Source organism: Bradyrhizobium jicamae (assembly GCF_001440395.1).
Classification (GTDB): domain Bacteria; phylum Pseudomonadota; class Alphaproteobacteria; order Rhizobiales; family Xanthobacteraceae; genus Bradyrhizobium; species Bradyrhizobium jicamae.
In genome coordinates, this window is record NZ_LLXZ01000003.1 from 57,652 (window position 1) to 81,666 (window position 24,015).

The 24,015-nt window shown below is 63.8% G+C and carries 21 protein-coding genes and 2 pseudogenes; 11 read left to right on the forward strand and 12 right to left on the reverse strand.

The genetic code is table 11. The features are described 5' to 3' along the window. Positions 1 to 2: 2 nt before the first annotated feature. From CQ12_RS45825 to CQ12_RS00675, 3 genes are read right to left on the reverse strand one after another with little or no spacing between them, the layout of a single operon-like run. A complete protein-coding gene (locus CQ12_RS45825) occupies positions 3 to 329 on the reverse strand; it encodes a helix-turn-helix domain-containing protein (protein WP_245309665.1) in 327 nt (108 codons plus the stop codon). Next, positions 236 to 1,672, reverse strand: coding sequence for a flavin-containing monooxygenase (locus CQ12_RS00670; protein ID WP_083519054.1), 1,437 nt, complete (start codon positions 1,670 to 1,672; stop codon positions 236 to 238). Before CQ12_RS00670 ends, CQ12_RS45825 begins: the two co-directional genes overlap by 94 nt. 42 nt (positions 1,673 to 1,714) lie before the next feature. After that, complete coding sequence (locus CQ12_RS00675; protein WP_057833438.1) at positions 1,715 to 2,164, reverse strand: cupin domain-containing protein; 450 nt, start codon at positions 2,162 to 2,164, stop codon at positions 1,715 to 1,717. Between the two features lie 259 nt (positions 2,165 to 2,423). On the opposite strand from CQ12_RS00675, the pseudogene CQ12_RS45830 reads away from it, so the two are divergent. The 4 genes and pseudogenes from CQ12_RS45830 to CQ12_RS00690 form a co-directional block, all read left to right on the forward strand. Further along, positions 2,424 to 2,921 (forward strand): annotated as a pseudogene (locus CQ12_RS45830) (cupin domain-containing protein); the annotation flags it as partial. A 22-nt stretch (positions 2,922 to 2,943) separates the two neighbouring features. After that, positions 2,944 to 3,264: pseudogene (locus tag CQ12_RS45835) on the forward strand (monooxygenase); the annotation flags it as partial. Positions 3,265 to 3,436: 172 nt separating this feature from the next. Continuing rightward, positions 3,437 to 5,134 (forward strand): benzoate-CoA ligase family protein, encoded by a 1,698-nt coding sequence (locus tag CQ12_RS00685; RefSeq protein ID WP_057833486.1) that lies wholly within the window; start codon positions 3,437 to 3,439, stop codon positions 5,132 to 5,134. A gap of 26 nt (positions 5,135 to 5,160) precedes the next feature. Further along, positions 5,161 to 5,619: a RidA family protein gene (locus CQ12_RS00690; RefSeq protein ID WP_057833440.1), complete on the forward strand. Its 459-nt coding sequence runs from the start codon at positions 5,161 to 5,163 to the stop codon at positions 5,617 to 5,619. Between the two features lie 14 nt (positions 5,620 to 5,633). Here CQ12_RS00690 and kynA read toward each other — a convergent pair whose 3' ends face one another. Next, positions 5,634 to 6,473: a tryptophan 2,3-dioxygenase gene (gene kynA, locus CQ12_RS00695; RefSeq protein ID WP_057833441.1), complete on the reverse strand. Its 840-nt coding sequence runs from the start codon at positions 6,471 to 6,473 to the stop codon at positions 5,634 to 5,636. After that, positions 6,470 to 7,663: a kynureninase gene (gene kynU / locus CQ12_RS00700; protein WP_057833442.1), complete on the reverse strand. Its 1,194-nt coding sequence runs from the start codon at positions 7,661 to 7,663 to the stop codon at positions 6,470 to 6,472. The genes kynA and kynU overlap by 4 nt, the downstream gene beginning before the upstream one ends. A gap of 151 nt (positions 7,664 to 7,814) precedes the next feature. Here kynU and CQ12_RS00705 point away from each other — a divergent pair, with 151 nt between their 5' ends. Beyond that, complete coding sequence (locus CQ12_RS00705; protein WP_057833487.1) at positions 7,815 to 8,645, forward strand: alpha/beta hydrolase; 831 nt, start codon at positions 7,815 to 7,817, stop codon at positions 8,643 to 8,645. Between the two features lie 62 nt (positions 8,646 to 8,707). On the opposite strand, the gene CQ12_RS00710 is transcribed toward CQ12_RS00705, so the two are convergent. Beyond that, a complete protein-coding gene (locus tag CQ12_RS00710; RefSeq protein ID WP_057833443.1) occupies positions 8,708 to 10,228 on the reverse strand; it encodes a mannitol dehydrogenase family protein in 1,521 nt (506 codons plus the stop codon). A gap of 121 nt (positions 10,229 to 10,349) precedes the next feature. Here CQ12_RS00710 and CQ12_RS00715 point away from each other — a divergent pair, with 121 nt between their 5' ends. The 6 genes from CQ12_RS00715 (at position 10,350) to uxuA (ending at position 16,551) form a co-directional block, all read left to right on the forward strand. Next, positions 10,350 to 11,087: a FadR/GntR family transcriptional regulator gene (locus CQ12_RS00715; protein ID WP_057833444.1), complete on the forward strand. Its 738-nt coding sequence runs from the start codon at positions 10,350 to 10,352 to the stop codon at positions 11,085 to 11,087. 84 nt (positions 11,088 to 11,171) lie between these two features. Beyond that, entirely contained in the window at positions 11,172 to 12,146 is a 975-nt protein-coding gene (locus CQ12_RS00720; RefSeq protein ID WP_430642173.1) for a sialic acid TRAP transporter substrate-binding protein SiaP, read from the forward strand. Between the two features lie 149 nt (positions 12,147 to 12,295). Beyond that, positions 12,296 to 12,874 carry a TRAP transporter small permease gene (locus CQ12_RS00725; protein WP_057833446.1) on the forward strand — a complete coding sequence of 193 codons (579 nt, stop codon included), beginning with the start codon at positions 12,296 to 12,298 and terminating at the stop codon, positions 12,872 to 12,874. Positions 12,875 to 12,878: 4 nt separating this feature from the next. Beyond that, on the forward strand, positions 12,879 to 14,285 hold the full coding sequence (locus CQ12_RS00730) for a TRAP transporter large permease (RefSeq protein WP_057833447.1): 1,407 nt from the start codon (positions 12,879 to 12,881) through the stop codon (positions 14,283 to 14,285). Then, a complete protein-coding gene (locus tag CQ12_RS00735) occupies positions 14,282 to 15,328 on the forward strand; it encodes an L-idonate 5-dehydrogenase (protein ID WP_057833448.1) in 1,047 nt (348 codons plus the stop codon). Before CQ12_RS00730 ends, CQ12_RS00735 begins: the two co-directional genes overlap by 4 nt. A 32-nt stretch (positions 15,329 to 15,360) precedes the next feature. Beyond that, positions 15,361 to 16,551 (forward strand): mannonate dehydratase, encoded by a 1,191-nt coding sequence (uxuA, locus tag CQ12_RS00740; RefSeq protein WP_057833488.1) that lies wholly within the window; start codon positions 15,361 to 15,363, stop codon positions 16,549 to 16,551. Positions 16,552 to 16,894: 343 nt separating this feature from the next. On the opposite strand, the gene CQ12_RS00745 is transcribed toward uxuA, so the two are convergent. The 6 genes from CQ12_RS00745 to CQ12_RS00770 are packed head-to-tail and all read right to left on the reverse strand — an operon-like array spanning position 16,895 to position 23,941. After that, positions 16,895 to 17,986 (reverse strand): ABC transporter ATP-binding protein, encoded by a 1,092-nt coding sequence (locus CQ12_RS00745; RefSeq protein ID WP_057833449.1) that lies wholly within the window; start codon positions 17,984 to 17,986, stop codon positions 16,895 to 16,897. After that, positions 17,983 to 18,963 (reverse strand): ABC transporter ATP-binding protein, encoded by a 981-nt coding sequence (locus CQ12_RS00750; RefSeq protein WP_198164031.1) that lies wholly within the window; start codon positions 18,961 to 18,963, stop codon positions 17,983 to 17,985. The genes CQ12_RS00745 and CQ12_RS00750 overlap by 4 nt, the downstream gene beginning before the upstream one ends. After that, the gene (locus CQ12_RS00755) at positions 18,963 to 20,534 is read right to left on the reverse strand and encodes an ABC transporter substrate-binding protein (RefSeq protein ID WP_057833451.1); all 1,572 of its coding nucleotides are present in this window, start codon (positions 20,532 to 20,534) and stop codon (positions 18,963 to 18,965) included. Before CQ12_RS00755 ends, CQ12_RS00750 begins: the two co-directional genes overlap by 1 nt. 19 nt (positions 20,535 to 20,553) lie before the next feature. Then, complete coding sequence (locus CQ12_RS00760) at positions 20,554 to 22,122, reverse strand: ABC transporter substrate-binding protein (RefSeq protein ID WP_057833452.1); 1,569 nt, start codon at positions 22,120 to 22,122, stop codon at positions 20,554 to 20,556. Beyond that, positions 22,119 to 23,006, reverse strand: a complete 888-nt coding sequence (locus CQ12_RS00765) for an ABC transporter permease (RefSeq protein ID WP_057833453.1) — start codon at positions 23,004 to 23,006, stop codon at positions 22,119 to 22,121. The genes CQ12_RS00760 and CQ12_RS00765 overlap by 4 nt, the downstream gene beginning before the upstream one ends. After that, positions 23,003 to 23,941 carry an ABC transporter permease gene (locus CQ12_RS00770; protein ID WP_057833454.1) on the reverse strand — a complete coding sequence of 313 codons (939 nt, stop codon included), beginning with the start codon at positions 23,939 to 23,941 and terminating at the stop codon, positions 23,003 to 23,005. The genes CQ12_RS00765 and CQ12_RS00770 overlap by 4 nt, the downstream gene beginning before the upstream one ends. Positions 23,942 to 24,015: the final 74 nt, after the last annotated feature.

Consider the following 24,015-nt stretch of genomic DNA (forward strand, 5'->3'; position numbering starts at 1 on the left):
CGCTAGTGCATTCTGCGCAAGGTCGCGGACGGCGTCTCGCCGAATTTGGCGCGGTAGGCGCTGGCCATTCGGCTGAGGTGGGTAAACCCAAGCTCGAAAGCGATGTCGGTGATGTTGTCGTCAGGGCAGGCGGCGGTCAATCGGATATTGAGGTGCGCAAGGCGGATGTCGCGCAGCATCTCCGAAATCGATGTTCCGAAATGCCGCTGGAAGCCGAGCTGTAGCGCGCGGACGCCTACGCCTGCGGCCGCGGCAAGCTGCGTGAGTTCGAGCGGCTCCTCGGCGTTTGCATGCAGGAATTCGCGCGCCCGCCGCAGCGATTGCGGCAGCGCGTCGGCGCGGCCGCCAAACCGGTCGATCGCATCGCTGGCGCTGTGATGCTGGCCGTGTAGCAAACCGCCCAATAGCGTCTCGCGCATATTGGCAGCCACGATCGGTGAGAGCTGCCGTTGCGGCCCGAGACGTTCGGCGAGATCGACGAACTCCAAAATTCGCGACTGAAGAAGCTTGAGTTGAAGCCGACGAATCCCATTTCCGGCAGGTCTGGATTGGCGATGAGACGATAGAGCCGGTACTGCCCGTCGGGATCGACGAGTTTTTCACGGTATGCCTGCGGCAGGAACGGCACGCCCAATTTGTAGCCGATCGCGAGCACGGCAACGTCCGCCTGGACGCGCTGCCCGCCGGTCATCAGAATCGAATTGCCGTCATAGCGCGCGAAGCTGCCTCTGATCGCCTTGATGCGGCCGTCGGCGACCATCGGGAAGAATCCTGGCGTCGCAATCGGCACCGAGCAGTTGACGCCGTCCTCGATCCGCTCCTTCGGCACCATGTCGCATTTGCCGAGCTTGAGCTGCACCTTGAGCAGGCTCTCCAGCCCGCGCCAGTTGGCCCAGACCAACGGCTTTGCCACCGCATGCGCGAAGCGTGACATCGCGCCGATGCCCCAGCTTTTGAACATCTCCTCCTGCGCGCGGATGTAGAGAATGCGTTTGAAATTGACGAGGCCGCCGATGAAATAGGGAATCCGCCACACCGGCTCGCGGTACACCAGCGTCACCTCAGTCGCGCCGGCATTGACTGCATTGACGGCAATGTCCGTCGCCGACTTCGATCCACCGAGCACGACGATCCTGCGGCCCTTGGCGATCTCAGGGTCGTTGTATCTAGAGGAGTGCATGATGCGCCCGCCCTGCGCCGTAAAGGCGTCTTCGCCGGACAGGCTGAGCGTCTGCGGCTCGTTGAACTGCCCGGTGCAAACAGCGACAAAATCGAAATCCGCGTGGCTGGTGCTGCCGTCCGGCCCGCGCAGATCGAGCCGCCAGCCGGGCTTGGCGTCCGGCCGGCGGTCCATCTGCAGCACCGCGGTGTTGAAGCGGATCGCGCCGAGGAGATTATTGTCCTTTGCGTATTCCGTGAGGTAAGCGTGGACCTGCGGACCCTTCGGCCATTCCGGATAGGAATCCGGCATCGCCTTGTCGGTGTAACGATAGAGATCCTTTGGGCTCTGCGTTTGCACCTCGGGATAGGATCGCGCCGGCTCCCAGACGCCGCCGAGATCGCCGCTGCGCTCGATGATCGTGATCTGATGACCGCGCGCGGCGAAGGCCTTTGCAGCCGCCAACCCCGATACGCCGGCGCCGATGATACAAACCTGTTTCCGCCTGATCATGACAAGTCTCCCGCAAGGATTGGCCTGGAATAGATTAATGCGCTACTCGTTCGCCTCGGGCGGCAGAAAATTCACTTCATGCTGCGCCGAGATCCGCACCACCTCTGCGGGGTCGGTGAGATTGTGAAGCTGGTTGAACAGTTCCTCGAGCTTCTGCATCGGCGACACCCAGAACAGCGCACGCGCCGGCTTGTCCGACTTGTTGAAATAGCCATGCGGGATGCCGCGCGGCATCCGGACGAGATCGCCGGCCTTGGCCTGCACCCAGACGCCGTCGAGCTTGAGATCGAGGGTGCCCTCCTGCACCAGGATGAATTCGTCCTGCGTCGGGTGAACGTGCACCGGCACGAACTGGCCGGGCTCGCTGTTGGTCTCAAAGGCAAAGGTGGAATCGGTGATCGCCTTGGGGAAGTAGACCTGACCCAGGATGTTCCAGGTCTTGCCGCCATAGCCGGTGCCGTTGGCGGTGATGCCTTTTTCGAGCGCTGCCATTGTCCATCTCCTCTATCGCGTTGATGTGGTTGCGACGTTCCGAATGGTCCCCGCAGGCTGGATCGGGCCACGGCGACCGTCTAGCCGCAAAACGAATCTGCGGGACGCGCGGCCACGAAATTTTGGATTGCTGCGACGCGGGATGACCGTGTGATCGCACCGGCTGCCTTCCGATCGGGCACCACCGGCCACCAAATCGCCTTTCCAACCTGGCCGCCGGCAGATATTATAGGCTTCAAATAATGCGGAGAGCCGGGCCGTGGCGACGGGCACCAGCATTGTCAGGCATGATCCGGCAGTTCGGCTGGCGGCGTTCAACCGCGTTTCGACCGACAGCGTCGACGCCGCCGCCGACGCGGTCGGACGGATATTCTGCCCGCATCGGCTGACGCCAGAGCACAATGCCTCATCCGAATTCTTTGCGCTGCATAACAGCGCGACATTTGGCGGCCTGTCCGTCAACTACGTCGCCTATGGCGGGTTGGTGTCGATCGACCCCGGCTGTCTCGAGCGCTTCTTCCTGTTGCAGATTCCCGTGCATGGCGCAGCGCGGATCCGAACGGCCTCGCGCGACATCGCAACCAGTCCCGGCGTCTGCGCTTCGCTGTTATCGCCGACGATCCCCACGCGAATGACCTGGGAGGGTAATTGCGCCCAGATCATCGCGCTGGTCGACCGCCGTCTCCTGGAGCAGCGGGCCGCGGCGCTATCGGGCCGGCCGGCGGACGCGGTCGAGTTCGAGCCGGCGATCGATCTCTCCTCCGCAGCCGGCCTGGCACTGCACGGTGTTATGCGCGGACCTCGCGGCGAACTGGCTGGTGCGTTACGCCGATGGCCAGTTGGCGCGTCAGCCTACGCCGAAGGAGATGCAGGACAACATCGAGATGATGCTGCATTTCAGGCGCGTCGAGCGGCCGGCGGCCGGCGTCTATGGCGGGCTGTGCGTCGCGCCCTATCACTTCAAGCATTTCGACGAATTGCTCGCCGATATCGGCGTGTCCGGACGGCGGGCCAATCCGCTGGTGGAGAAATTCACCCCGCCCGATGCCGCGGCCTATGGCCGCTTCCTCGCCGCGGCGCCGGCCTATCGGGCCGCCTGAGGGCCGGTTCCCCGCAGGGGGTAACCCCTGCGGCGGGAAGGCACGATTTCACCCTTGATTCCGCCCTTGCGCTAAATTGTTTTAAGCCTAAAATGATTTGCGAGACGGCGTTGCCGGGCGTCCTCGATATTGATCTCGAGCCTTTCATTGATGGAAGCGAGGGGAGATGAAGATGTCAGGTATAACTCCCAGCCGGACCGCTGGTCGGTCTCTTGGCCCGTCCGGCCATGTCGACGACTTTGCGCGGCGAAACCTGCCGCCGTCAGAGCAATGGCCGGACCTGCTGCTCGATAGGCCCGAGTTTCAATATCCGGAATATCTCAATGCCGCGGTCGAGCTGACCGACCGGATCGTCGAAAAAGGCTGGGGCGACCGGATCGCGCTGATCGGCAACGGCCGCCAGCGCACCTACAAGGAACTGGCCGACTGGTCCAACCGCCTGGCGCATGCGCTGGTGGAGAATTACGGCGTCAAGCCCGGCAACCGCGTCCTGATCCGTTCCGGCAACAATCCCGCGCTGGTCGCGGCATGGCTCGCGGCCACCAAGGCCGGTGCCGTCGTCGTCAACACCATGCCGATGCTGCGCGCCGGTGAATTGAGCAAGATCGTCGACAAGGCGGAGATTGCGCTGGCACTGACCGACAGCCGCATTGCCGACGAACTGGTCGCCTGCGCGAAGACCAGCCGCTTCCTCAAGCAGGTGGTGAATTTCGACGGCACCTCCAACCATGATGCCGAACTCGACCGGGTGGCGCTGAACAAGCCGGTGAAGTTCGACGCCGTGAAGACGGGTCGCGACGACGTCGCGCTATTGGGATTCACTTCCGGTACCACCGGCGAGCCCAAGGCGACGATGCATTTCCATCGCGACCTCATGATCGTGGCCGATGGTTATGCGAGCGAAGTCCTCAACGTTACCGAGGAAGACGTCTTCGTCGGCTCGCCGCCGCTGGCCTTTACCTTCGGGCTCGGGGGACTGGCGATCTTCCCGCTACGGTTCGGCGCGACGGCGACGCTGCTGGAAAACGCCGCGCCGCCCGAGATGATCAAGATCATCGAAACCTACAAGGCCACGATCTGCTTCACCTCGCCGACCGCGTATCGCGCGATGATGGCGGCGATGGACAAGGGCGCCGACCTGTCGTCGCTGCGGCTGGCGATTTCGGCCGGCGAAACCTTGCCGGCGCCGGTGTTCGAAAGCTGGACCCGCAAGACCGGCAAGACCATTCTCGACGGCATCGGCTCGACCGAACTGCTGCATATCTTCATCACCAATCACGTCGGTGATGCGGTCGCCGGGACGACAGGGCGGCCGGTCGCAGGCTACGAGGCGAAGATCGTCGACGACGACATGAACGAATTGCCTGACGGCACCGTCGGCAAGCTTGCGGTGCGCGGCCCGACCGGTTGCCGCTACCTCGCGGATGCGAGGCAATCGAACTATGTCCGCGACGGCTGGAATCTGACGGGCGATTCCTTTGTTCGCGGTGCGGATGGGCGGCTGTCCTTTGTCGCCCGCTCGGACGACATGATCGTCTCCTCCGGCTACAACATCGCCGGCCCCGAGGTCGAGGCGGCGCTGCTCTCGCATCCGGCCGTCGCCGAATGCGGCGTGGTCGGCGCGCCCGACGAGGCGCGCGGCATGATCGTCAAGGCTTACGTTGTTCTGGCGGGCGGCGCTGCGGCCGATGCCGCGCTGACGCAGGCGTTGCAGGATCACGTCAAACAGACGATTGCACCCTATAAATATCCGCGCGCGATCGAATATGTCGCGCAACTGCCGAAGACCGAGACCGGCAAGCTCCGGCGCTTTGCGCTGAGGCAGATGGCCGCGTCCGGTACGGCGTCGCCCGGCGTTGCCGCGGAATAAACTGTAAACCTGATGGAGAAAAGCCGGTGACTGCCCCCAAGGGTCCCACGCTGAGCGTGGTGCCTCATCCCAACTCAGATACCCCGACGTCCACCCCGCAGGTGCTGCAGCCGAGCGGGTGGCCGATGCCGAAAGGCTACGCCAACGGCATGGCGGCCGATGGTCGGCTTGTGGTGACGGGCGGCGTGATCGGCTGGGACACGCAAGGGCGTCTGGCGCCGGACTTCGTCGCGCAGGTGCGCCAGACGCTTGCCAACATTGCCGAGATTCTCGCCGAGGGCGGCGCCAAGCCGGAGCATCTGGTGCGGTTGACCTGGTATGTCGTCGACATCGAGGAATATCTCGCCAGCCTGAAAGAGCTCGGCCGCGCCTATCGCGAGATTTTCGGCACGCATTATCCGGCGATGGCGCTGGTGCAGGTGGTGCGCCTGGTCGAGAAGGACGCGCGCGTCGAGATCGAGGCGACGGCGGTGGTGCCGCGCTGATTTCGGTTGTCGTCTTAAAGCTCTGTTCTCAGCTTCCAGAGTTCCGGAAAAAGTTCGACTTCGAGCATCTTGCGCAGGTAGGAGACACCGGACGTGCCGCCGGTCCCGCGTTTCAGGCCGATGATGCGCTCGACCGTCGTGACGTGGTTGAAGCGCCAGCGGCGGAAATAGTCTTCGAAATCGACCAGCTTTTCCGCCAGCTCGTAGAGCATCCAGTGTTTCGCCGGCGAGGCGTAGACGGTCTTCCAGGCCGCCAACACCTCGTCGTTTGGCGTGCGCTTGACGCGCCAGTCGGTCCGGCGCGCGTCTTCGCCGATGTCAAAACCATTGCGCGCCAGCAATAGCAACGCCTCGTCATAGAGGCCCGGCTCGGCGAGAATTTCCTCGAGCTTGGCCGTGATGTCGGCGCGGTGGGCGTGCGGGCCGAGCAGCGCCAGATTGCGATTGCCGGCGAGGAACTCGATGGCGCGGTACTGGTACGACTGGAAACCCGAGGACTGCCCGAGCTGATCGCGAAACTCGGAATATTCGCTGGGTGTCATCGTCCGCAACACGTCCCAGGCGGTATTGAGCTGCTCGAAGATCCGGGCGACGCGCGACAGCATCTTGAAGGCGGGCTGCAACTGGTCGTGGCGGATTGCCTTGATGGCGGAACGTATCTCGTGGATGGCGAGCTTCATCCAGAGTTCGGACGTCTGGTGCTGGATGATGAACAGCAGTTCGTCATGCGCCTTCGAGATGGGCTCTTGCGCGTCCAGAAGTCGTTCCAGATGCAGATAATCGCTGTAGGACATGCGTCCTTCGAACGACATCTGGGCTCCCTCACGCGGGGAGTCGTCGGGCTTGCCGGTCATGTTACGAGCGCCTTTTTGCGGTATTCCGCGGTATCCCAGCGCCGATTGGTCAGGACGTCGGCGATGATGTCGACTGCCGCGCGAACCTCAGTCTCTCCGATATAGAGCGGCGTAAAGCCGAAGCGCATCATATCGGGCGCGCGGAAGTCGCCGATTACGTCGCGCGCGATCAGCGCTTGCATGATCGCGTAGCCCTCCGGGTGACGAAACGAAACCTGGCTGCCGCGCCACGTTCCGTCCCGCGGCGAGGCCAGCGTCAGCTCGGGACAACGTCGTTCGACTTCGCGGATGAACAGGTCGGCGAGCGCGATCGATGCATGGCGCACGTCGGTCATGCTGACGCCGTCCCAGACGTCGAGGGCGGCGTCGAGCGCGGCCATCGCAATAATAGGCGGCGTACCGACCCGCATTCGCTCGATGCCCGGCCCGGCCCGATAGTCGAGGTCAAAGGCAAAGGGCGCGTGATGACCCATCCAGCCGGAAAGCGCCGGCCGCGCCGTATCGGCGTGCTTCGGCGCGACGTAGATGAAGGCCGGCGCACCGGGACCGGCATTGAGATATTTGTAGGTGCAGCCGACGGCGAAATCGGCTCCAGCAGCTTCCAGCTCGACCGGAATTGCGCCCGCGGAATGCGCCAGATCCCAGACCGTCAACGCGCCGGCGGCATGCGCCTTGCGCGTCAGCGCGCGCATGTCGTGCAGCCGGCCGGTGCGATAGTCGACCTCGGTCAGCATCAGCACCGCGATCGTCTCGTCGATGGCGGCTTCGACGTCTTCGGGTTCCACGATCTTCAACTCGTAGCCACGGTCGAGCGATTCAAGCAGGCCGCTGGCGATGTAGAGGTCGGAAGGAAAGTTGCCGTTGTCCGACAGGATCACGCGCCGCGACGGATTGAGCTCAAGCGCCGAGGCCAGCGCCTGGTAAACCTTGATCGATAGCGTATCGCCGACGACCACCGTCCCGTCGGCGGCGCCGATCAACCGGCCGATGCGGTCGCCGATACGCCGCGGCTGCGTCATCCACCCGGCGACGTTCCAGCCCTTGATGAGGTGCTTGCCCCATTCCTCCTGTAACATGCGGCTGACGCGATCGGTGGCAGCAACGGGCAGGGGACCAAGCGAATTGCCGTCCAGATAGATCACGCCGTCCGGGATGGCGAACCGGGATTTTGTTCGCGTGAAATCGGTCATGTCTTTCCCTGTTCCGCGCCCGCTGGAATTATTTGCCCTGATGCCGATTATTTCAAGCTTAAAATTTATGGCGGAAGGTGCGCTTCCCGGTATAGACTGGTTGCGCGCGGACATCGATCCCCGTCCGGCCCACAATGGAAACCGAACCCGCGTGATTTTTCATCAGATTTCCGACTGGAGCGACGCCTATGCGAATGCTCCGAACATTCCGGGCGGCGACCGCTGGCCGGCGGCGTGGGTGCAGCCCGCGCAGGCCTATCGCGACGCGCTTCAAGCCAGCGGTCGCGCGACGCTCGACATCGGCTATGGCGAGCGCGAACGAAACCGCTTCGATCTCTTCCGGCCGGAAGGCCGGCCGAAGGGCCTGGTCGTCTTCGTCCATGGCGGATTCTGGAAGGCGCTCGACAAGAGCTTTTGGTCGCATCTGGCGCGCGGATCGGTTGAAAGCGGCTATGCCGTGGCGATGCCCTCCTACACGCTATGCCCGGCCGTGCGCATCACCGAGATCACGCGCGAAATTGCGGCTTCCGTCGCGCGTGCTGCCGCGATGGTCGAAGGCCCGATCTTTCTGACAGGCCATTCCGCCGGCGGGCATCTGGTGACGCGCATGATTTCGGCGACGTCGCCGCTTGCGGACGACGTCAAGGCGCGCATCAGCCACACCGTCTCCATATCAGGCCTTCACGACCTTCGTCCGCTGATGAAGGCCGCCATGAATACGGAGTTGCGGATCGACGAGGCCGAGGCGTTGACAGAAAGCCCCGCATTGCTGGCGCCGATGACGAATGCGCGCGTGACGTGCTGGGTAGGCAGCGCCGAGCGTCCGGAATTCGTCCGCCAGAACGCGCTTCTCGCCAACATCTGGACCGGGCTCGGCGCGAACACTCGCGTGATCGAAGAGCCCGGCCGGCATCATTTCGATGTCATCGACGGGCTCGCCGATCCCGATCACCAGCTCACCCGGACCTTGTTGTCGCCGTAGCCTGCTGAACTTCCGAAATGAACGGCGACTGCGGCGTGGCATTGCGGCCGAGTGGCCGCCAATCATGCTGCGCGAAATGTCCTTACGGCCTCGCGCGCGCCAACCTTGAACAGTTTTTCCAGCGCGGCGGTGACGGCGCCGCGCATGCGGGGATCAGCGCCCAGCGTGCCGAAGATCTGTTCGACTTCCAGCAGCGCGGAAGCAAGCCGATCCGCGACCGGACCCGTGCTCTCGGCGATGGCCTTTAGCTTTGCGGCCAGCGGATCGCGCACGTCGATCGCGCGGCCCTGTTCGTCGGTCCCGGTGACGTAACGCATCCATCCCGCCACCGCGAGCGCGTGGGTATCGATCGATCGTCCCATCCGCAGCCGGTCCTGCATGGTGGCGAGCAGCCGTTGCGGCAGTTTCTGCGATCCATCCATCGCGATCTGCCAGGTGCGATGGTGCAGGGCCGGATTGGAAAAACGCTTCAGCAGCGAGGCGCTGTAGGCCGCAAGATCGGTGCCTTCAGGCATCGCCAGCGTCGGCGCCGCGTTCTGCATCACCTGCAAGGCGAACGCCGCAAAGCGCTCGTCGGTCATGGTGGCCGCGATGGTCTCGTGTCCGGCGAGATAGCCGAGATAGGCGAGCGCCGAGTGGCTGGCGTTGAGCAGCCGCAGCTTCATGTGCTCGAACGGCGTCACGTCGGAAACCAGTTGCACGCCTGCGGCCGCGAAATCCGGCCGTCCGCCCGGAAAGCGGTCTTCGACGATCCACTGCGTGAACGGCTCGGTGACGACAGGCCATGCGTCGGTCATCCCGAGCGCGGATGAAACCGCGGATCGGTCGGCCTCCGTGGTCTCCGGCACGATCCGGTCCACCATGGTCGAAGGGAAGGCGACCTCGGTTTCGATCCATTTGGCGAGGTTGCGCGATCGCAAGGCGGCAAACTGCGTCACGATGCGCCCGACCGTATGGCCGTTGGCGGAGAGATTGTCGCAGGACAGGACGGTGAAGGGGGCTGCGCCTGCGATCCGACGGCGCGCCAGCGCGGCCACCAGGAAGCCTACGGCCGAGCGCGGTGTGCCCGGATTCTGCAGGTCATGAGCGATGTCGGGATGATGCTCGTCGAGATCGCCGGTCTGCGGCGTATGGCAATAGCCTTTCTCCGTGACCGTCAGCGAAACGATGCGCGTCGCTGGATCGGCCATGCGCGCGATCAACTGCCCAGGTTTCTCAGGCGCGACTTCGTTGGCGAGAACCGAGCCGATGATCCTGTGTTCGGTGCCTGCGCCGGAGCGAACGGCGAGGGTGTAGAGACAGTCCTGCGGCGCGAGGGCATCGCGCGTCGCCGGGCTGCGCAGGCTCGCGCCGACGATCCCCCAATCCATCGCGCCACCCGCAAGCAGGTCGTCGATCACCACTGCCTGGTGCGCCCGGTGGAACGCACCAATTCCGAGGTGGACGATGCCGGGCGAGATCAGCGAGCGGTCATAGGCCGGCTGTCGGACCTGACCGGGGAGCCGGCGAAGGTTGGCATCCGAGAGACGAAAATCGCCGTTTTTCGAACCATTTGGCGGGATTTTTGGCGTTTCGCTTGACATGAAAGGCTCAATCCATCAATCTCTGGTCAATTGGTAAGGCCAATTATCCAGATGTATTGGCCTTAGCCCGATCAAAGCAAGAAGAATCGATTCACTCAGGGGATCGTCAAGGGAGCCGAGCGTGCCGCTCGAAGCCGTGGAAGCGCGACGCCTTTATCGTCAGGTTGCCGATCAGCTTCGCGCCTTGATCGACAGCGGCGAATACGGCGTGGGCAGCCGTCTCCCCACCGAACGTGATCTTGCCGAACAGTTGAAGGTGTCGCGGCCGACGGTGCGCGAAGCGCTGATTGCGCTCGAAGTCGAGGGCCGGGTTCGGATTCGCGTCGGCTCCGGAATTTATGTCAGCGAGCCCGCGGCGCTGGCGTCGGTCTTGCCGGCCTTGGCCGAAATCGAAGGCCCGTTCGAGCTGCTGCGCGCCCGCGAATTTCTCGAAGGGGCCATAGCCGAGCAGGCGGCGCGGGTCGCGACCGCAAATGACATCGCGCGCATCGACGCATCGGTCGAAGCAATGGCCACCGTACAGCATCCCGGCGAAGCCTCGATGATTCATGACCGCGCGTTTCATGTCGCGGTTGCCGGCTGCCTCGACAATGCCGTGCTGGTCCGTGTGGTCGGCGAGCTGTTCGATCAGCGGCTCAATCCCTACTTCGCCAAGCTCGCGCACTATTTCGAGAATCCGGCATCCTGGAATGCCGCGCTGGCCGAGCACCGCGCGATCCGCGATGCCATCGCCGCTCGTGATCCGGATGCGGCGCGCGTGGCGATGCGCGAGCACCTGGCGCGCTCGCAGGACCGTTTCGCGCAAAATTTCGGAACGGAAGCATCATCGGCATCCCGCGTCCGCGCGAGGGGCGGCTGAAAGAAGAGAATTCGAACGGTGCGGCGAAGTGTCGGGCCGGTTGAGTAACAAAAGCAAATTGTAACAACGGAGGAAATTCAGGTGTTGAAGAAATTGACGATTGCATTCGCTGCATCCGCCGCCGCGCTGTTGGCCGCGACCACGTCAGGCATGGCGCAGACCAAGCTCAAATGGGCTCACGTCTATGAAACTTCCGAGCCGTTCCACACCGCTTCCGTCTGGGCGGCAGGTGAAATCGGCAAGCGCACCAACGGGCGCTATGCGATCGACGTCTATCCGGCCTCGCAACTCGGCAAGGAAACCGACATCAATCAGGGGCTTTCGCTGGGCTCGGTCGACATGATCATCTCGGGTTCGAGCTTTGCAGCCAAGAGCTTTCCGCCGATCGGTGTGACCTATTATCCCTACACCTTCCGCGACGCCGACCATCTCCTCGCCTACACCAAGAGCGACGTCTTCAAGGAGCTTACAAAGGGCTACGAGGACAAGACGGGCCATCGCATCCTCGCGGTGACCTACTACGGCGTGCGCCACACCTCGTCGAACAAGCCGATCAAGACCTGCGCCGACATGAAGGGCCTCAAGATTCGCGTGCCTGATGTGCCGGCCTACCTCGCGATGCCGCGCGCCTGCGGCGCCAACACCGCGCCGATCGCGTTTGCCGAGGTCTACCTCGCCCTGCAGAACGGCACGGTGGAGGCCCAGGAAAACCCGCTCACCACGATCGAGGCCAAGAAGTTCTACGAGGTGCAGAAGCACATCGTGCTGACCGGCCACATCGTCGATCATCTCAACACCGTGATGTCCGGCGCGCTCTGGAAAAAGTTGTCCGAGGAAGACCGCAAGATCTTCACCGACGTCGCGCAGGAAGCAGCGGCGAAGGCGACCGCCGAGATCAAGACCAACGAAGCCAAGCTGGTCGATTTCTTCAAGCAGAAGGGCCTGACGGTGACCGAGGTCAACAAGGACGAGTTTCGCGACACCGTGCTCAAGACCGTGAGCTTTGAGAGCTTCGACTATCGCAAGGCTGACTGGGAACGCATCCAGGCGGTGAAGTGACGACGAAGTCGTTTTCCCGGGACGACGCGTAAGCGTCGAGCTATTGTGCGCAATTGCGCACCTGAGGATCTCGAGATTCCGGGTTCGATGCTCACGCATCGCCCCGGAATGACGTGAGTTAATCACGTGCCAGCTTGGGGAATAAGCGCATGTCGACGGTTGAAGTGCACAAGCAAATCACGGCGGACGAGATCGCGCACACCTTTGAGGACGAGGTCCCCAAGGGTGCCGATCTCAGCGGCTACGGGATCGAGGACTGGCTGGCGCTCGTGATCTTCTGGATCATGGCGCTGTCGGTGTTCCTGCAATTCTTCACCCGCTATGTCCTCAACGACAGCTACGCCTGGACCGAGGAGATCGCGACCTACTGCCTGATCGGCGTGGTCTTCATCGGTTCTTCCATGTGCGTGCGGCTGTCGCGGCACATCCAGGTCGACTTGCTGTTTCGCTATTTGCCGCATGCGGCAGGGCGCGCACTCTCGACGGTTATCGATGTGATCCGGATCGCCTTCTTCGGCTACGCGATCAAGCTGGTCTGGCAATTCACGGAAATCATCGGCGACGAGCGGATGACCACGATCAAATTCCAAAAGAGCTTTGTCTATTACGCCGTGGTGCTCGGCTTCGTGCTGATGTTCGTGCGCTCGATCCAGATCGCGGTCGAGAACTGGCGGCGGGGCTATTCGATCCTGGAGCGCCCCGGCGCATTCGACGGAACGGAAGGGTAGGGCGATGCTGCTGCTGCTTGGGGGATTTCTGCTGCTGATGCTCATCGGCCTGCCGGTCGCGCTGGCCATGGCGGTGTCGTCGCTGGTCTACATTCTCGTCACCGGCATCACGCCCGACGTGACGCTGGCGCAGCGCATGATCGCGGGCGTCGAGAGCTTCCCGCTGCTAGCGGTGCCGTTCTTCATTCTCGCCGGCAATCTTATGAACATCGCTGGAGTCACGGGACGCATTTACAAGTTCGCGGTCGCGCTGGTGGGCTGGATGCGCGGCGGTCTCGGCCACGTCAATATCGTCGGCTCCGTGATCTTCTCCGGCATGTCCGGCACCGCGATTGCCGATGCCGCAGGCCTCGGCACCATCGAGATCAAGGCGATGAAGGACCACGGCTACTCGACCGAGTTCGCCGTCGGCGTCACCGCGGCGTCCGCCACGCTTGGCCCAATCATCCCGCCGTCGCTGCCGTTCGTGATCTACGGCATGATGGCGAATGTCTCGATCGGCGCGCTGTTCCTCGGCGGCGTCATTCCCGGCGTGGTCATGACCCTGGCCATGATGGCGACGGTCGCCTATTTCGCCCACAAGAATCGGTGGGGCAGCGATACGCCGTTCTCCTGGTCGCAAATCGGCTCGGCCGGTCTCGAGATCCTCATCGTGCTCGCGTTCCCGCTGGTGGTTTGGCTCTTGGTCGTCGCCGGCCTCTCGGTGAACTTGGCGGTCGGCATCGGCCTCGTGGCGCTGCTGGCGCTCGACTGGTACTACGATTTCTCTGCGGTCATGGCGCTGATGGCGCCGGTCATCCTGATCGGCGGCATGACGCTCGGCTGGTTTACGCCGACGGAAGCAGCCGTAGCCGCGGTGATCTGGTCGCTGTTCCTCGGGCTGGTGCGCTACCGCTCGATGACGCTGCAGACGGTGGCGAAGGCGACCTTCGATACCATCGAGACCACGGCGTCCGTGCTGTTCATCGTGACCGCGGCCTCGATCTTCGCCTGGCTGCTGACGGTATCGCAGGCGGCGCAGACGCTGACGGACGCGATGCTCGGCATCACCCAGAACAAATGGGTGTTCCTGCTGCTGGCGAACATCCTGATCCTGTTCGTCGGCTGCTTCATCGACACCATCGCGGCGATCACGATTCTGGTGCCGATCCTCTTGCCGATCGTGCTCAAGCTCGGCATCGATCCCATCCACTTCGGCCTGATCATGACGCTGAACCTGATGATCGGCCTGCTGCATCCACCGCTCGGTATGGTGCTGTTCGTGCTGGCGCGGGTGGCGAAACTATCCGTCGAGCGCACCACCATGGCGATCCTGCCATGGCTGGTGCCGCTGCTCCTGGCGCTCGTCGCCATCACCTACATCCCGGAGCTGACACTCTGGCTGCCTAAATACATGGGACTCTCAAAATGACATCGATGGCTTTGGCCGCAACGCTGTACGGCCCGGAAGATCTGCGCATGGTCGAGCGGCCGCTCGATCCGCTCGCATCAGGCATGGTGCGTATCCGCTTCGGCGCCGGCGGCATCTGCGGTTCCGACATGCATTACTATCGCCATGCCCGCACCGGCGATTTCGTCGTGACCTCGCCGCTGGTGCTCGGCCATGAGATCGCGGGCGAAGTGGTCGAGATCGCAGGCGCCGCGCAAGGCGTGAAGGTTGGCGATCGCGTCGCCCTCAACCCGTCGCGCTGGTGCGGCCATTGCAAGCCGTGCCGTGAAGGCCGGCCCAATCTCTGCGAAAACATCTTCTTCATGGGCTCGGCCTCGAAGACCCCGCATATGCAGGGCGGCTTTGCGTCCTACTTCGACGCCATTCCGGCGCAATGCGTAAAAATTCCGGATCACGTCACGTATCAGGCCGCAGCGCTCGCCGAGCCCCTTGCCGTGTGTCTGCACGCGGTGGCCCGCGCCGGTGACGTCACCGGCAAGCGCGCCGTGCTGTTCGGCGCCGGCCCGATCGGTCTCCTCACCATGCTGGCCGCACAGCGTGCAGGGATCGCGGAAACCACGGTAGTGGATATCGCGGCAGCGCCGCTGGCCTTCGCCAAGCGACTGGGCGCCAACAATGTCGTCGATATCTCCGGCGGCGAGGAGGCGCTGAAGGCAGAGGCGGCTGCAAAGCCGTTCGATGTCGCCTTCGAAGTTTCAGGCACCGCGGCGGGTCTTGCCAGCGCGATCGGCACCGTCAGGCGCGGCGGCGTCGTGGTTCAGGTCGGTAATCTGCCGGGCGGACAGATCCCGGTGCCGGCGAACGCGGTGATGGCCAAGGAAATCGATCTCCGCGGCTCGTTCCGCTTCGGAAACGAATTCTTCACCGCGGTCGAGCTGATCGCCGACGGCAGCGTGGATGTGCTGTCGCTGGTGACAGCGCAACGCCCGCTCTCGGTTGCGCCGGACGCGGTGCGGCTGGCGCTCGACCGTTCGCAGAGCGTCAAGGTCGTGCTGACGGCCTGAGTGCAATCCTCGAATCCAGGAGATCGCCCATGATGCTGCAGGGATGGCGGTGGTACGGGCCCAATGACCCCGTATCGCTCGACGACGTCAGGCAGGCCGGCGCGACCGACGTGGTCACGGCGCTGCATCAGGTGCCGATCGGGGAAGCCTGGACGCGCGCGGCGGTCGAAGAGCGCAAGAACCTGATCGAGAAGTCGCAGCCCGGCCGCTCGCCGCTGACCTGGTCGGTGGTGGAATCGATTCCGATTCCCGACGACGTGAAGCGGCTCGGAGGCAAGGCGACCCGTTCGATCGAAGCGTGGATCGCCAGCCTGGAGGCCGTGGCCGCGTCCGGCATCAAGATCATCTGCTACAATTTCATGCCTGTCGTCGATTGGTGCCGCACCGATCTCGAATGGGAACTGCCGAACGGCGCCAAGGCAATGCGCTTCGACCAGGACCGGTTCGCCGCGTTCGATCTGCATATCCTGCAGCGCCCCGAGGCGCCGGCCGAATATTCCGAGGCCGCGCAGCGCCGCGCCAGGCAGGTCTTTGAGGCGATGACGCAGGCCGACATCGATTACATCGTCACCAACATTGCCAGTGCATTGCCGGGATCGACCACCGATCCGCTGACCATTCCGCAATTCCGCGAGCGCCTGCTGCAATATCGCGGCATCGATTCCAACGCGCTGCGCCAGCACCTCAGCGAGTTTCTCGCGCGCGTGGCACCGGTCGCCGAAGGGTTCGGCGTGAAACTGACGTTGCATCCGGACGATCCGCCGCGCCCGCTGTTCGGCCTGCCGCGCATCGCTTCATCCGCGGAGGATTATCAGGCGCTGTTCGACGCCGTGCCCTCGAAGGCCAACGGCATCTGCTTCTGCACCGGCTCGCTCGGCGTCCGTGCGGAGAACGACCTGCCGGCGATGGCGAAGCGCTTTGCGCCGCGGATCGGCTTTGCCCATCTGCGCGCGACCAAGCGGGAGGCCGACGGCCTGTCGTTCTTCGAATCAGATCATCTCGATGGCGACGTCGACATGATCGCGGTGCTGAAGGCGCTGCTCGCCGAGAACCGCACACGGTCGTCCAGCGACCAGATCGTGTTCCGGCCCGACCACGGCCATCGCATGCTCGACGATCTCGCCGCAACCAAGCGCACCAATCCCGGCTATACCGCGATCGGCCGGCTGCGCGGGCTCGCCGAACTGCGCGGCGCCATCCGCGCCATCGAACACGCCGGCTAGAGGGGAAGAGAACGGGGGGCCGTGAGGTTAAGGGCGACGCCGGCACCTCACTCTCCGCTGTCGTCCCCCGCGCATGCGGGGGATCCAGTACGCCGCGGCTCCTCGATCTGCCATGGCCGTCTCTGGAATACTGGATCACCCGCCCCAGTGCGCGATTGCGCACAAGGCAGGTGATGACATCCTTAGGTGCGGAGGCGGCGAGTGGGATCAGGCTGGGCCGTGACGACGGCCCGCCCCGTGGCTCGGACGCAAGCGGCTTCAGGGCCGAAGGTGGGTCCAAATTCTACTTTGCATGGGGTTGTTTTCGCAATTTTGTGCCCGGGCCTTCCCAGCCCGCTCTGGCTCAGCCCGGCGCCCGGGCCGTCTTGGCGGCCTCGAAGGCCGCCAGCCGTGCGGCAAACTTTCCGTTGGCCAGACCGGCCCGTGCCAGAATGGTTGGTGCGGGTATCGTTTCAAAGAAATGACAGGCGACGCGGTGGCCGGGCGCCGCCTCGCGCAGCAACGGCTCCTCGGCCGAGCAGCGCGCCTGCGCATGCGGGCAGCGGGTGTGGAAGCGGCAGCCGGTCGGCGGCCTGAAGGGGCTCGGCACGTCGCCCTGCAGCATCACGCGCTTGGTGCGAAGCGCCGGATCGGGTTTTGGGATCGCCGCGAGCAGCGCCTGGGTATAGGGGTGCAGCGGCCGGTCGTAGAGCGTCTTCTTGTCAGCGATCTCGACCAGCTTGCCCAGATACATCACCGCGACGCGGTCGCTGATGTGCTTCACCACGGCCAGATCGTGGGCGATGAACAGATAGGAAAGACCAAAACGCTGCTGCAGGTTTTGCAGGAGGTTGACGATCTGCGCCTGGATCGAGACATCCAGCGCCGACACCGGCTCGTCGCAGACGATCAGATCGGGATTGGCGGCGAGCGCCCGCGCGATGCCGATGCGCTGGCGTTGTCCGCCCGAGAACTGGTGCGGATAGCGCCTGGCGTGTTCGGGCAGCAGGCCGACGATTTCCAAAAGCTCTCGTCCGCGCGCGGCGCGCGAGGCGTCGTCGCCGATCTCGTGAACCCGCAGTGGCTCGGCGAGGATCTCGCCGACGGTCATGCGCGGATTGAGCGAGGCATAGGGGTCCTGGAAAATGATCTGCATGTGCCGGCGCATCCGGCGCAGCGCATCCTTGTCGAGATCGGCGATTTCCTTGCCCTTGAAGCGTACCGAGCCTGCGGTCGGGTCCATCAGGCGCAGGATCAGCCGTCCGGTGGTTGACTTGCCGCAACCGGATTCGCCGACCAGCGCCAGCGTCTCGCCGCGGGCGATCTCGAAGCTCACATCCTCGACCGCGCGGACGAGACCGATCGTCTTGCGGCGGATCAGGCCGCGCGTCACCGCAAAATGCTTGACCAGGCCGTCGACCTGCAGAACCGGCGCGCTGTTCGCGGCATCGCTCATGATGCCACCTCGACCGGCGCTTTCCAGCACGCCACCTGATGGCCGGGCGAGATATCGCGCAGCGGCGGCGGATCGAGCCGGCAGCGCTGGTCCGCGAACGGACAGCGCGGCGCGAAGCGGCAGCCGGCCGGCTGGTTGTTCGGGCTCGGTACCGTGCCCTCGATGGTGGCGAGGCGCTTGCGGTCGACATCGATGCGCGGGATCGAGCCGAGCAGGCCGATCGTGTAGGGATGCTGCGGATCGGCAAACAGGTCGTTGACGTCGGCGCTCTCGACGATCCGCCCCGCATACATCACCAGCACCTGGTCGGCGACCTCGGCAATGACGCCGAGATCGTGGGTGATGATCAGGATCGCCATGCCGAGCCGCCGCTGCAGGTCGCTCAGCAGGTCGAGGATCTGGGCCTGGATGGTGACATCGAGCGCGGTGGTCGGCTCGTCCGCGATCAAGAGCGCCGGTTCGCAGGACAGCGCCATCGCGATCATGACGCGCTGGCGCATGCCGCCCGACATGTTGTGCGGGAAGTCGTCGATGCGCTGCGCGGCGGAAGGAATCCGTACCAGTTCAAGCATTTCGATCGCCCGCGCCCGCGCCGCCCGCGGCGTCATCGCGGTGTGGGCCAGGATCGCCTCGATGATCTGCTGGCCGACGGTATGGACCGGATTGAGCGAGGTCATCGGCTCCTGGAAGATCATCGACATCTTGCCGCCGCGCAGCTTGCGGCGCTCGTCGGCCGTGAGCCTCAGCACGTCGCGATTGCCGAACAGCACCGCCTCGGCCTCGACCTTGCCCGGCGGGCTCGGCACCAGCCCCATCACCGAGAGCGACGTCACGCTCTTGCCGCAGCCGGACTCGCCGACCAGGCCGATCGTGCGCCCCCTGGGCACGCTGAAGCTGATGCCGTCGACGGCGCGGAACAGGCCGCGATCCGTCGCGAAGTGGGTCTTCAGTCCACGTACCTCGAGAAGCGTGTCCATCAGAACGAGTAATCCAGGCCCTTGTAGAAGGTGTTCTGATAGAGCATGTGCGGCCTGACGCCCTTCATCTTCTTGGAGCTTGTCGTGTACATCGCGACATTCATCACCGGCATCAGCAGATGCTCATTCGTCACCTTCTCCTGCACGCGCGCGTAGTTGAGCGCGCGCTCTTTGTCGGTCAGTGCGCCGCGGCCGGCGCTCAGCCACTCGTCGGTCTCGGCGTCCTTCCAGTTCATGCGATTGGGGGTGGGGATGTTCTTCGAGTTGAAATAGATGTTCATCAGCTCGCCTGCCGACAAATAGGGCACCGTCACGGTCCACAGTTCGTAGTCCTGCTTGCCCATCTCGGCCGGCGCAATCGTGGAGTCGTAGCCGACGATCTTCCAGTCGACGCCGATCTTGCGCATATAACCCTGGATCGCTTCGGAGACGCGCGGGAAATAGCTGACCTGCGTGAACAGCACACGGGGCGCGAGCTTCATGCCGTCCTTCTCGCGGATGCCGTCACTGCCGACCTTCCAGCCGGCCTCGTCCAGGAGCTGCTTCGCCCGCTCGACATCCTCCTTGATGACGCCCTTGGTCTTTTCGGCAAAGTCGAGCGCCTTGGGGTCGACGAAGGTGTATGCCGGATCGGCATTGCCCAGCATCACGCCCTTGACGATGTCGGCGCGGTTGATCGCGATGTTCATCGCCTCGCGCACGCGCTTGTCTGATACCATCGGGCGCGTGATCTTGTAGCCGTAATACATGAGCTGGAAGTTCGGCTGGGCTTCCTGGACGGTCAGGTTGGGCGCGGCCTTGACCTGCGCGATGAATTGCAGCGGAACCTGGTGGGAGAGATCGAACTGCCCGCCCATGATGGCGGCGACGCGGCTGGCATCCTCGGGAACGATCTTGATGCTGAGCTTCTCGAACTTCACGGGGCCCTTGTTCTGATACATCGAGGGTCCCCACTTGTAGGCGTCATGGCGCTTCAGCAGGATTTCCGTGCGCGGTTGCCAGCTTTCGAAACACCACGGCCCGGTGCCGTCGATTCCCTTGATGCCGTAGTCCTTGCCCAGCGTCTCCACGCTTTCCTGGTTGTGGATGGCGTTGGTGTACATGGTGAGCTGCAGAAGCAGCTCGGAGTAGGGCTCGTTGAGCTCGTACACGACGGTATAAGGATCGGGCGCGCGCAGCTCCTTGATGTCGCCGGCGCGCCAATGGTAGGGCGCCTTGGTCTCGGGATCCTTCAGCCGCTTGAAGCTGTAGATGACATCGGCGGCGGTGAACTTCTTGCCGCTGCAGAATGTCACGTCGTCGCGCAGCTTGAAGGTATAGGTTCTGCCGTCCTCGCTGATCTCCCACGATTTGGCGAGATAGGGGATCGCCGTCTTGCCGTCCCAGTCGAGCGCCACCAGCGTATCCTGGAACATGTTGACGATGTCAGACGTCGGCGACCACGTGGTGCGCTGGCCGTCATAATGCGGCGCGTCCAGCGACTTCATCACCCGCAAGGTCTGCGCCTCGGCGGCCGAAGCAATCCCGGCCGCGCCGAGCAGCGCCGCAACGCCCGTCAAAATGCTGCGCATCGTGTTCTCTCCCTCATTGTTATTTTTGGCGCGACACGTCCAGCCCTTTATAAAAGGTGTTCTGGTAGATCATGTGCGGTCTGGCATCGGTGATCTTCTTGTTGGCCACCTGGTCCATGTTGATGTTGAGCACCGGCATCCAGAGATGCTCGCGCATCACCTTCTGCTGCACCAGCGCGTAATATTTGGCGCGGTCGGTTTCGGTCAGCGCCGAGCGTCCCTGTTTCAGCCAGTCGTCGGTCTCGGCGTCCTTCCAGTTCATCCGGTTCGGCGTCGGGATGTTCTTGGAATCGAAGTAGATGTTCATGAGATCGCCGGCCGACAGATAAGGCACCGTCACCGACCAGATTTCGTAGTCCTGCTCGGCCATCTTGGCGGGCGCAATCGTCGAGTCCCAGGGCTGAAGCTGCCACTGCACGCCGATCCGACGCAGGTAGCCCTGGATCGCTTCGGCGACCCGTGGCGTATTGCCCGACTGGGTGAAGTAGACCTTGGGCTGCAGCTTGACACCGTCCTTTTCGCGAACGCCGTCGCTGCCCATCTTCCAGCCGGCTTCTTCGAGCAGGGCTTTTGCGCGCTCAATGTCCTCCTTCACGATGCTCTTGGTGCCGGTGTCGTGATCGAGGGCGTCCGGATCGACGATGGTGAAGGCAGGATCGGCGTTACCGAGCAGGATACCTTTGGCGATTTCGCCGCGGTTGATGGCGATGCTCATCGCCTCGCGCACCCGCCTGTCCTCCACCATCGGCCGCGTCGTCTTGAAGCCGAAATAGAGTAACTGGAAGTTCGGCTTCGCCGCGGTCACGGTCAGCATCGGAGCGGCCCGGGCCTGGGCGATGAATGCCGGAGGGAACTGGTGGGTCATGTCGAACTGGCCGGCCATCATCGCTGCGACGCGGCTGGACTCCTCGGGCATGATCTTCATGCTCAGCTTTTCGAACTTCACCGGACCCTTGTTCTTGTACAGCGAGGGGCCCCACCGGTATGCGTCGTGGCGCTTCAGCACGATCTCGGTGCGCGGCTGCCAGCTATCGAAACACCAGGGGCCGGTGCCGTCTGCGCCCTTGATGCCGTAATCCTTGCCCAGAGCCTCCACGCTCTCCTTGTTGTGGATTACGGTCGTGAACATGGTGAGCTGCAGCAGCAGTTCGGAGTAGGGCTCCTTCAATTCGTATTCGACGGTGTAGGGGTCGGGCGCGCGCAATTCCTTGATGTCGCCGGCGCGCCAGGCATAGGGCGCCTTGATCGCGGGATCCTTCAGCCGCTTGAAACTGTAGATGACGTCGTCGGCGGTGAACTTCTTGCCGCTGCAGAATGAGACGTCGTCGCGCAGCTTGAACGTATAGGTCCTGCCGTCTTCGCTGATCGTCCATGATTTGGCGAGATAGGGAACTGGCGTGCGGCCATCCCAGTCGAGCGCCACCAGCGTGTCCTGGAACATGTTGACGATGTCGGAGGTCGGGCCCCAGGTCGTGCGCTGCGCATCGTAATGCGGCGCGTCTATTCCCTTCATCAGGTTGAGCGTCTGGGCCGACGCCGGGCTCGTGATGCACAGTGCCAAGGACATTCCCAGTGCGAACCTGATCATGTCTGCAGCCTCGGATCGAGGACGTCGCGGAATGCGTCGCCCAGAAGGTTGGCGGCCAGCACGATCACGAAAATGGCACAGCTCGGGATCGTCGCGATATGCGGCGCCATGAACAGGAAGTCGCGGCCCTGCGCGGCCATCATGCCGAGTTCGGCGGTCGGCGGTTGCGCGCCCATGCCGAGGAAGCCAAGCGCGGCGCCGATCAGGATGATCTGACCGAAGCGCAGGGTGAGGAACACGAAGATCGTCGAAATGCAGTTGAGCGTCAGGTAACGCCAGATCAGCTCCGTGTCGGATACGCCGACGGCCCTGCCGGCTTCCATGAATTCCTGGCCCATCACGCCGATCGCCGCACCGCGCGCCACCCGCGCGACATCGGGCACGGTGGCGACGACGAGCGCGATCACCACCGCCGTCAATCCTGCGCCAAAGATCGCCGCTACGGCGAGCCCGATCAGGATCGCGGGAAAGGCGAGCATCACGTCGACCAGCCGCATGATCCAGCCGTCCAGCCGTCGGTAATAGGCGGCGAGGATGCCGAGAAGGCCGCCGATAAAGCCGCCGACGATCACGCCGACCAGCCCGAGCATCAGCGTGTTGCGCGTGCCATAGAGAACGCGGCTGAAAATGTCGCGGCCGGTATTGTCGGTACCGAACCAGTGCCTGGCGTCGGGCGACTGCATCACCTTGGTGAGGTCGGTGAAATAGGGATCGTAGGGCGCGATCCACGGCGCAAACAGTGCGGCGAACACGATGGCCGAAAGCACCAGCCCGGCGAGCGCAGCGACGCGGTCGCGCGCCAGCCGGCGCAGCACTCCGGCGCGGGCGAATACGCCACTTTCGCTCTCCCGGGCAAAGCCGGTATCGAGGGCCTCGGCGCTCATCTTCGCTGTACCCTCGGATCGAGATAGACGTAGAGCACGTCGACCAGAAGATTGATCGACAGGAAGGCGATGGCGAGGATCATGATCGCGCCTTGCGCGGTCGGAAAATCGCTGGAGACGATGGCGCCGACGGCGAGCCGGCCGACGCCGGGCCATGAGAACATGGTCTCGGTCACCACCGCACCGCCGAGCAGGAACGCCGCCTGCAGGCCGATCAACGTGACGACGGGGATCATGGCGTTGCGCAGCGCGTGATGGATGATAACCACCCGCTCGCGCAATCCCTTGGCGCGCGCCGTGCGGACGAAATCGGCGCCGAGCACTTCCAGCACGGCGGTGCGCGTCAGCCGTGCGATCGGGCCGATCAGCACCGCGCCGAGTGTCAGCGCTGGGAGAATCAGGCTCGGCAATCCGCCGTCCCACACCGGCCCGGTGCGGCCGGTGAACGGCAACAGTGCCCATTTGAACCCGACGAACTGGATCAGGATCAGGCCGATGAAGAACACCGGCATCGACACGCCGGCCACCGAGCACGCCATGATGATGCGATCGGTGAGGCGTCCGCGATTGACCGCGGCCAGCGTTCCGAGCGCGAGCCCGATCGGCACGGCGAGCAGCATGCCGCCGAGCATCAGCTCGATCGTCGGGCCGATCGTCATCGCCAGTTCCTCGCTCACCATCCGGTTGGAGATGATGGAGCGGCCGAGATCGCCGCGCAGCACACGCAATATGTATTCGAAGAACTGAACCGGGATCGATCGGTCGAGGCCAAGCTCCTGGCGGATCGCCGCGATGGTCTCGGCCTTCGCGTCAGGCCCGGCGATGATCATCGCGGGATCGGCGGGCACCACCTGCAACAGGCAAAAGCAGAGGAAGAGAACCCCGAGCAACGCGGGGAACGAAATCAGCAGACGATGGACAATCTGTTGTCCCATGCGACGCCAACGGACCGGTTAGGCCAAAAAGGAGCGCATGCGTCCACGTCGACGCTTTTGTTTCCCCCTTGGCA

Coding starts and splice junctions, on each gene's coding strand:
- CQ12_RS00670 (WP_083519054.1), bottom strand. CDS start 1,672: ATGATCAGGCGGAAACAGGTTTGTATCATCGGCGCCGGCGTATCGGGG.
- CQ12_RS00675 (WP_057833438.1), bottom strand. CDS start 2,164: ATGGCAGCGCTCGAAAAAGGCATCACCGCCAACGGCACCGGCTATGGC.
- CQ12_RS00685 (WP_057833486.1), top strand. CDS start 3,437: ATGTCAGGTATAACTCCCAGCCGGACCGCTGGTCGGTCTCTTGGCCCG.
- kynA (WP_057833441.1), bottom strand. CDS start 6,473: ATGACCGGCAAGCCCGACGACTCCCCGCGTGAGGGAGCCCAGATGTCG.
- kynU (WP_057833442.1), bottom strand. CDS start 7,663: ATGACCGATTTCACGCGAACAAAATCCCGGTTCGCCATCCCGGACGGC.
- CQ12_RS00710 (WP_057833443.1), bottom strand. CDS start 10,228: ATGTCAAGCGAAACGCCAAAAATCCCGCCAAATGGTTCGAAAAACGGC.
- CQ12_RS00725 (WP_057833446.1), top strand. CDS start 12,296: ATGTCGACGGTTGAAGTGCACAAGCAAATCACGGCGGACGAGATCGCG.
- CQ12_RS00730 (WP_057833447.1), top strand. CDS start 12,879: ATGCTGCTGCTGCTTGGGGGATTTCTGCTGCTGATGCTCATCGGCCTG.
- CQ12_RS00735 (WP_057833448.1), top strand. CDS start 14,282: ATGACATCGATGGCTTTGGCCGCAACGCTGTACGGCCCGGAAGATCTG.
- uxuA (WP_057833488.1), top strand. CDS start 15,361: ATGCTGCAGGGATGGCGGTGGTACGGGCCCAATGACCCCGTATCGCTC.
- CQ12_RS00745 (WP_057833449.1), bottom strand. CDS start 17,986: ATGAGCGATGCCGCGAACAGCGCGCCGGTTCTGCAGGTCGACGGCCTG.
- CQ12_RS00750 (WP_198164031.1), bottom strand. CDS start 18,963: ATGGACACGCTTCTCGAGGTACGTGGACTGAAGACCCACTTCGCGACG.
- CQ12_RS00755 (WP_057833451.1), bottom strand. CDS start 20,534: ATGCGCAGCATTTTGACGGGCGTTGCGGCGCTGCTCGGCGCGGCCGGG.
- CQ12_RS00760 (WP_057833452.1), bottom strand. CDS start 22,122: ATGATCAGGTTCGCACTGGGAATGTCCTTGGCACTGTGCATCACGAGC.
- CQ12_RS00765 (WP_057833453.1), bottom strand. CDS start 23,006: ATGAGCGCCGAGGCCCTCGATACCGGCTTTGCCCGGGAGAGCGAAAGT.
- CQ12_RS00770 (WP_057833454.1), bottom strand. CDS start 23,941: ATGGGACAACAGATTGTCCATCGTCTGCTGATTTCGTTCCCCGCGTTG.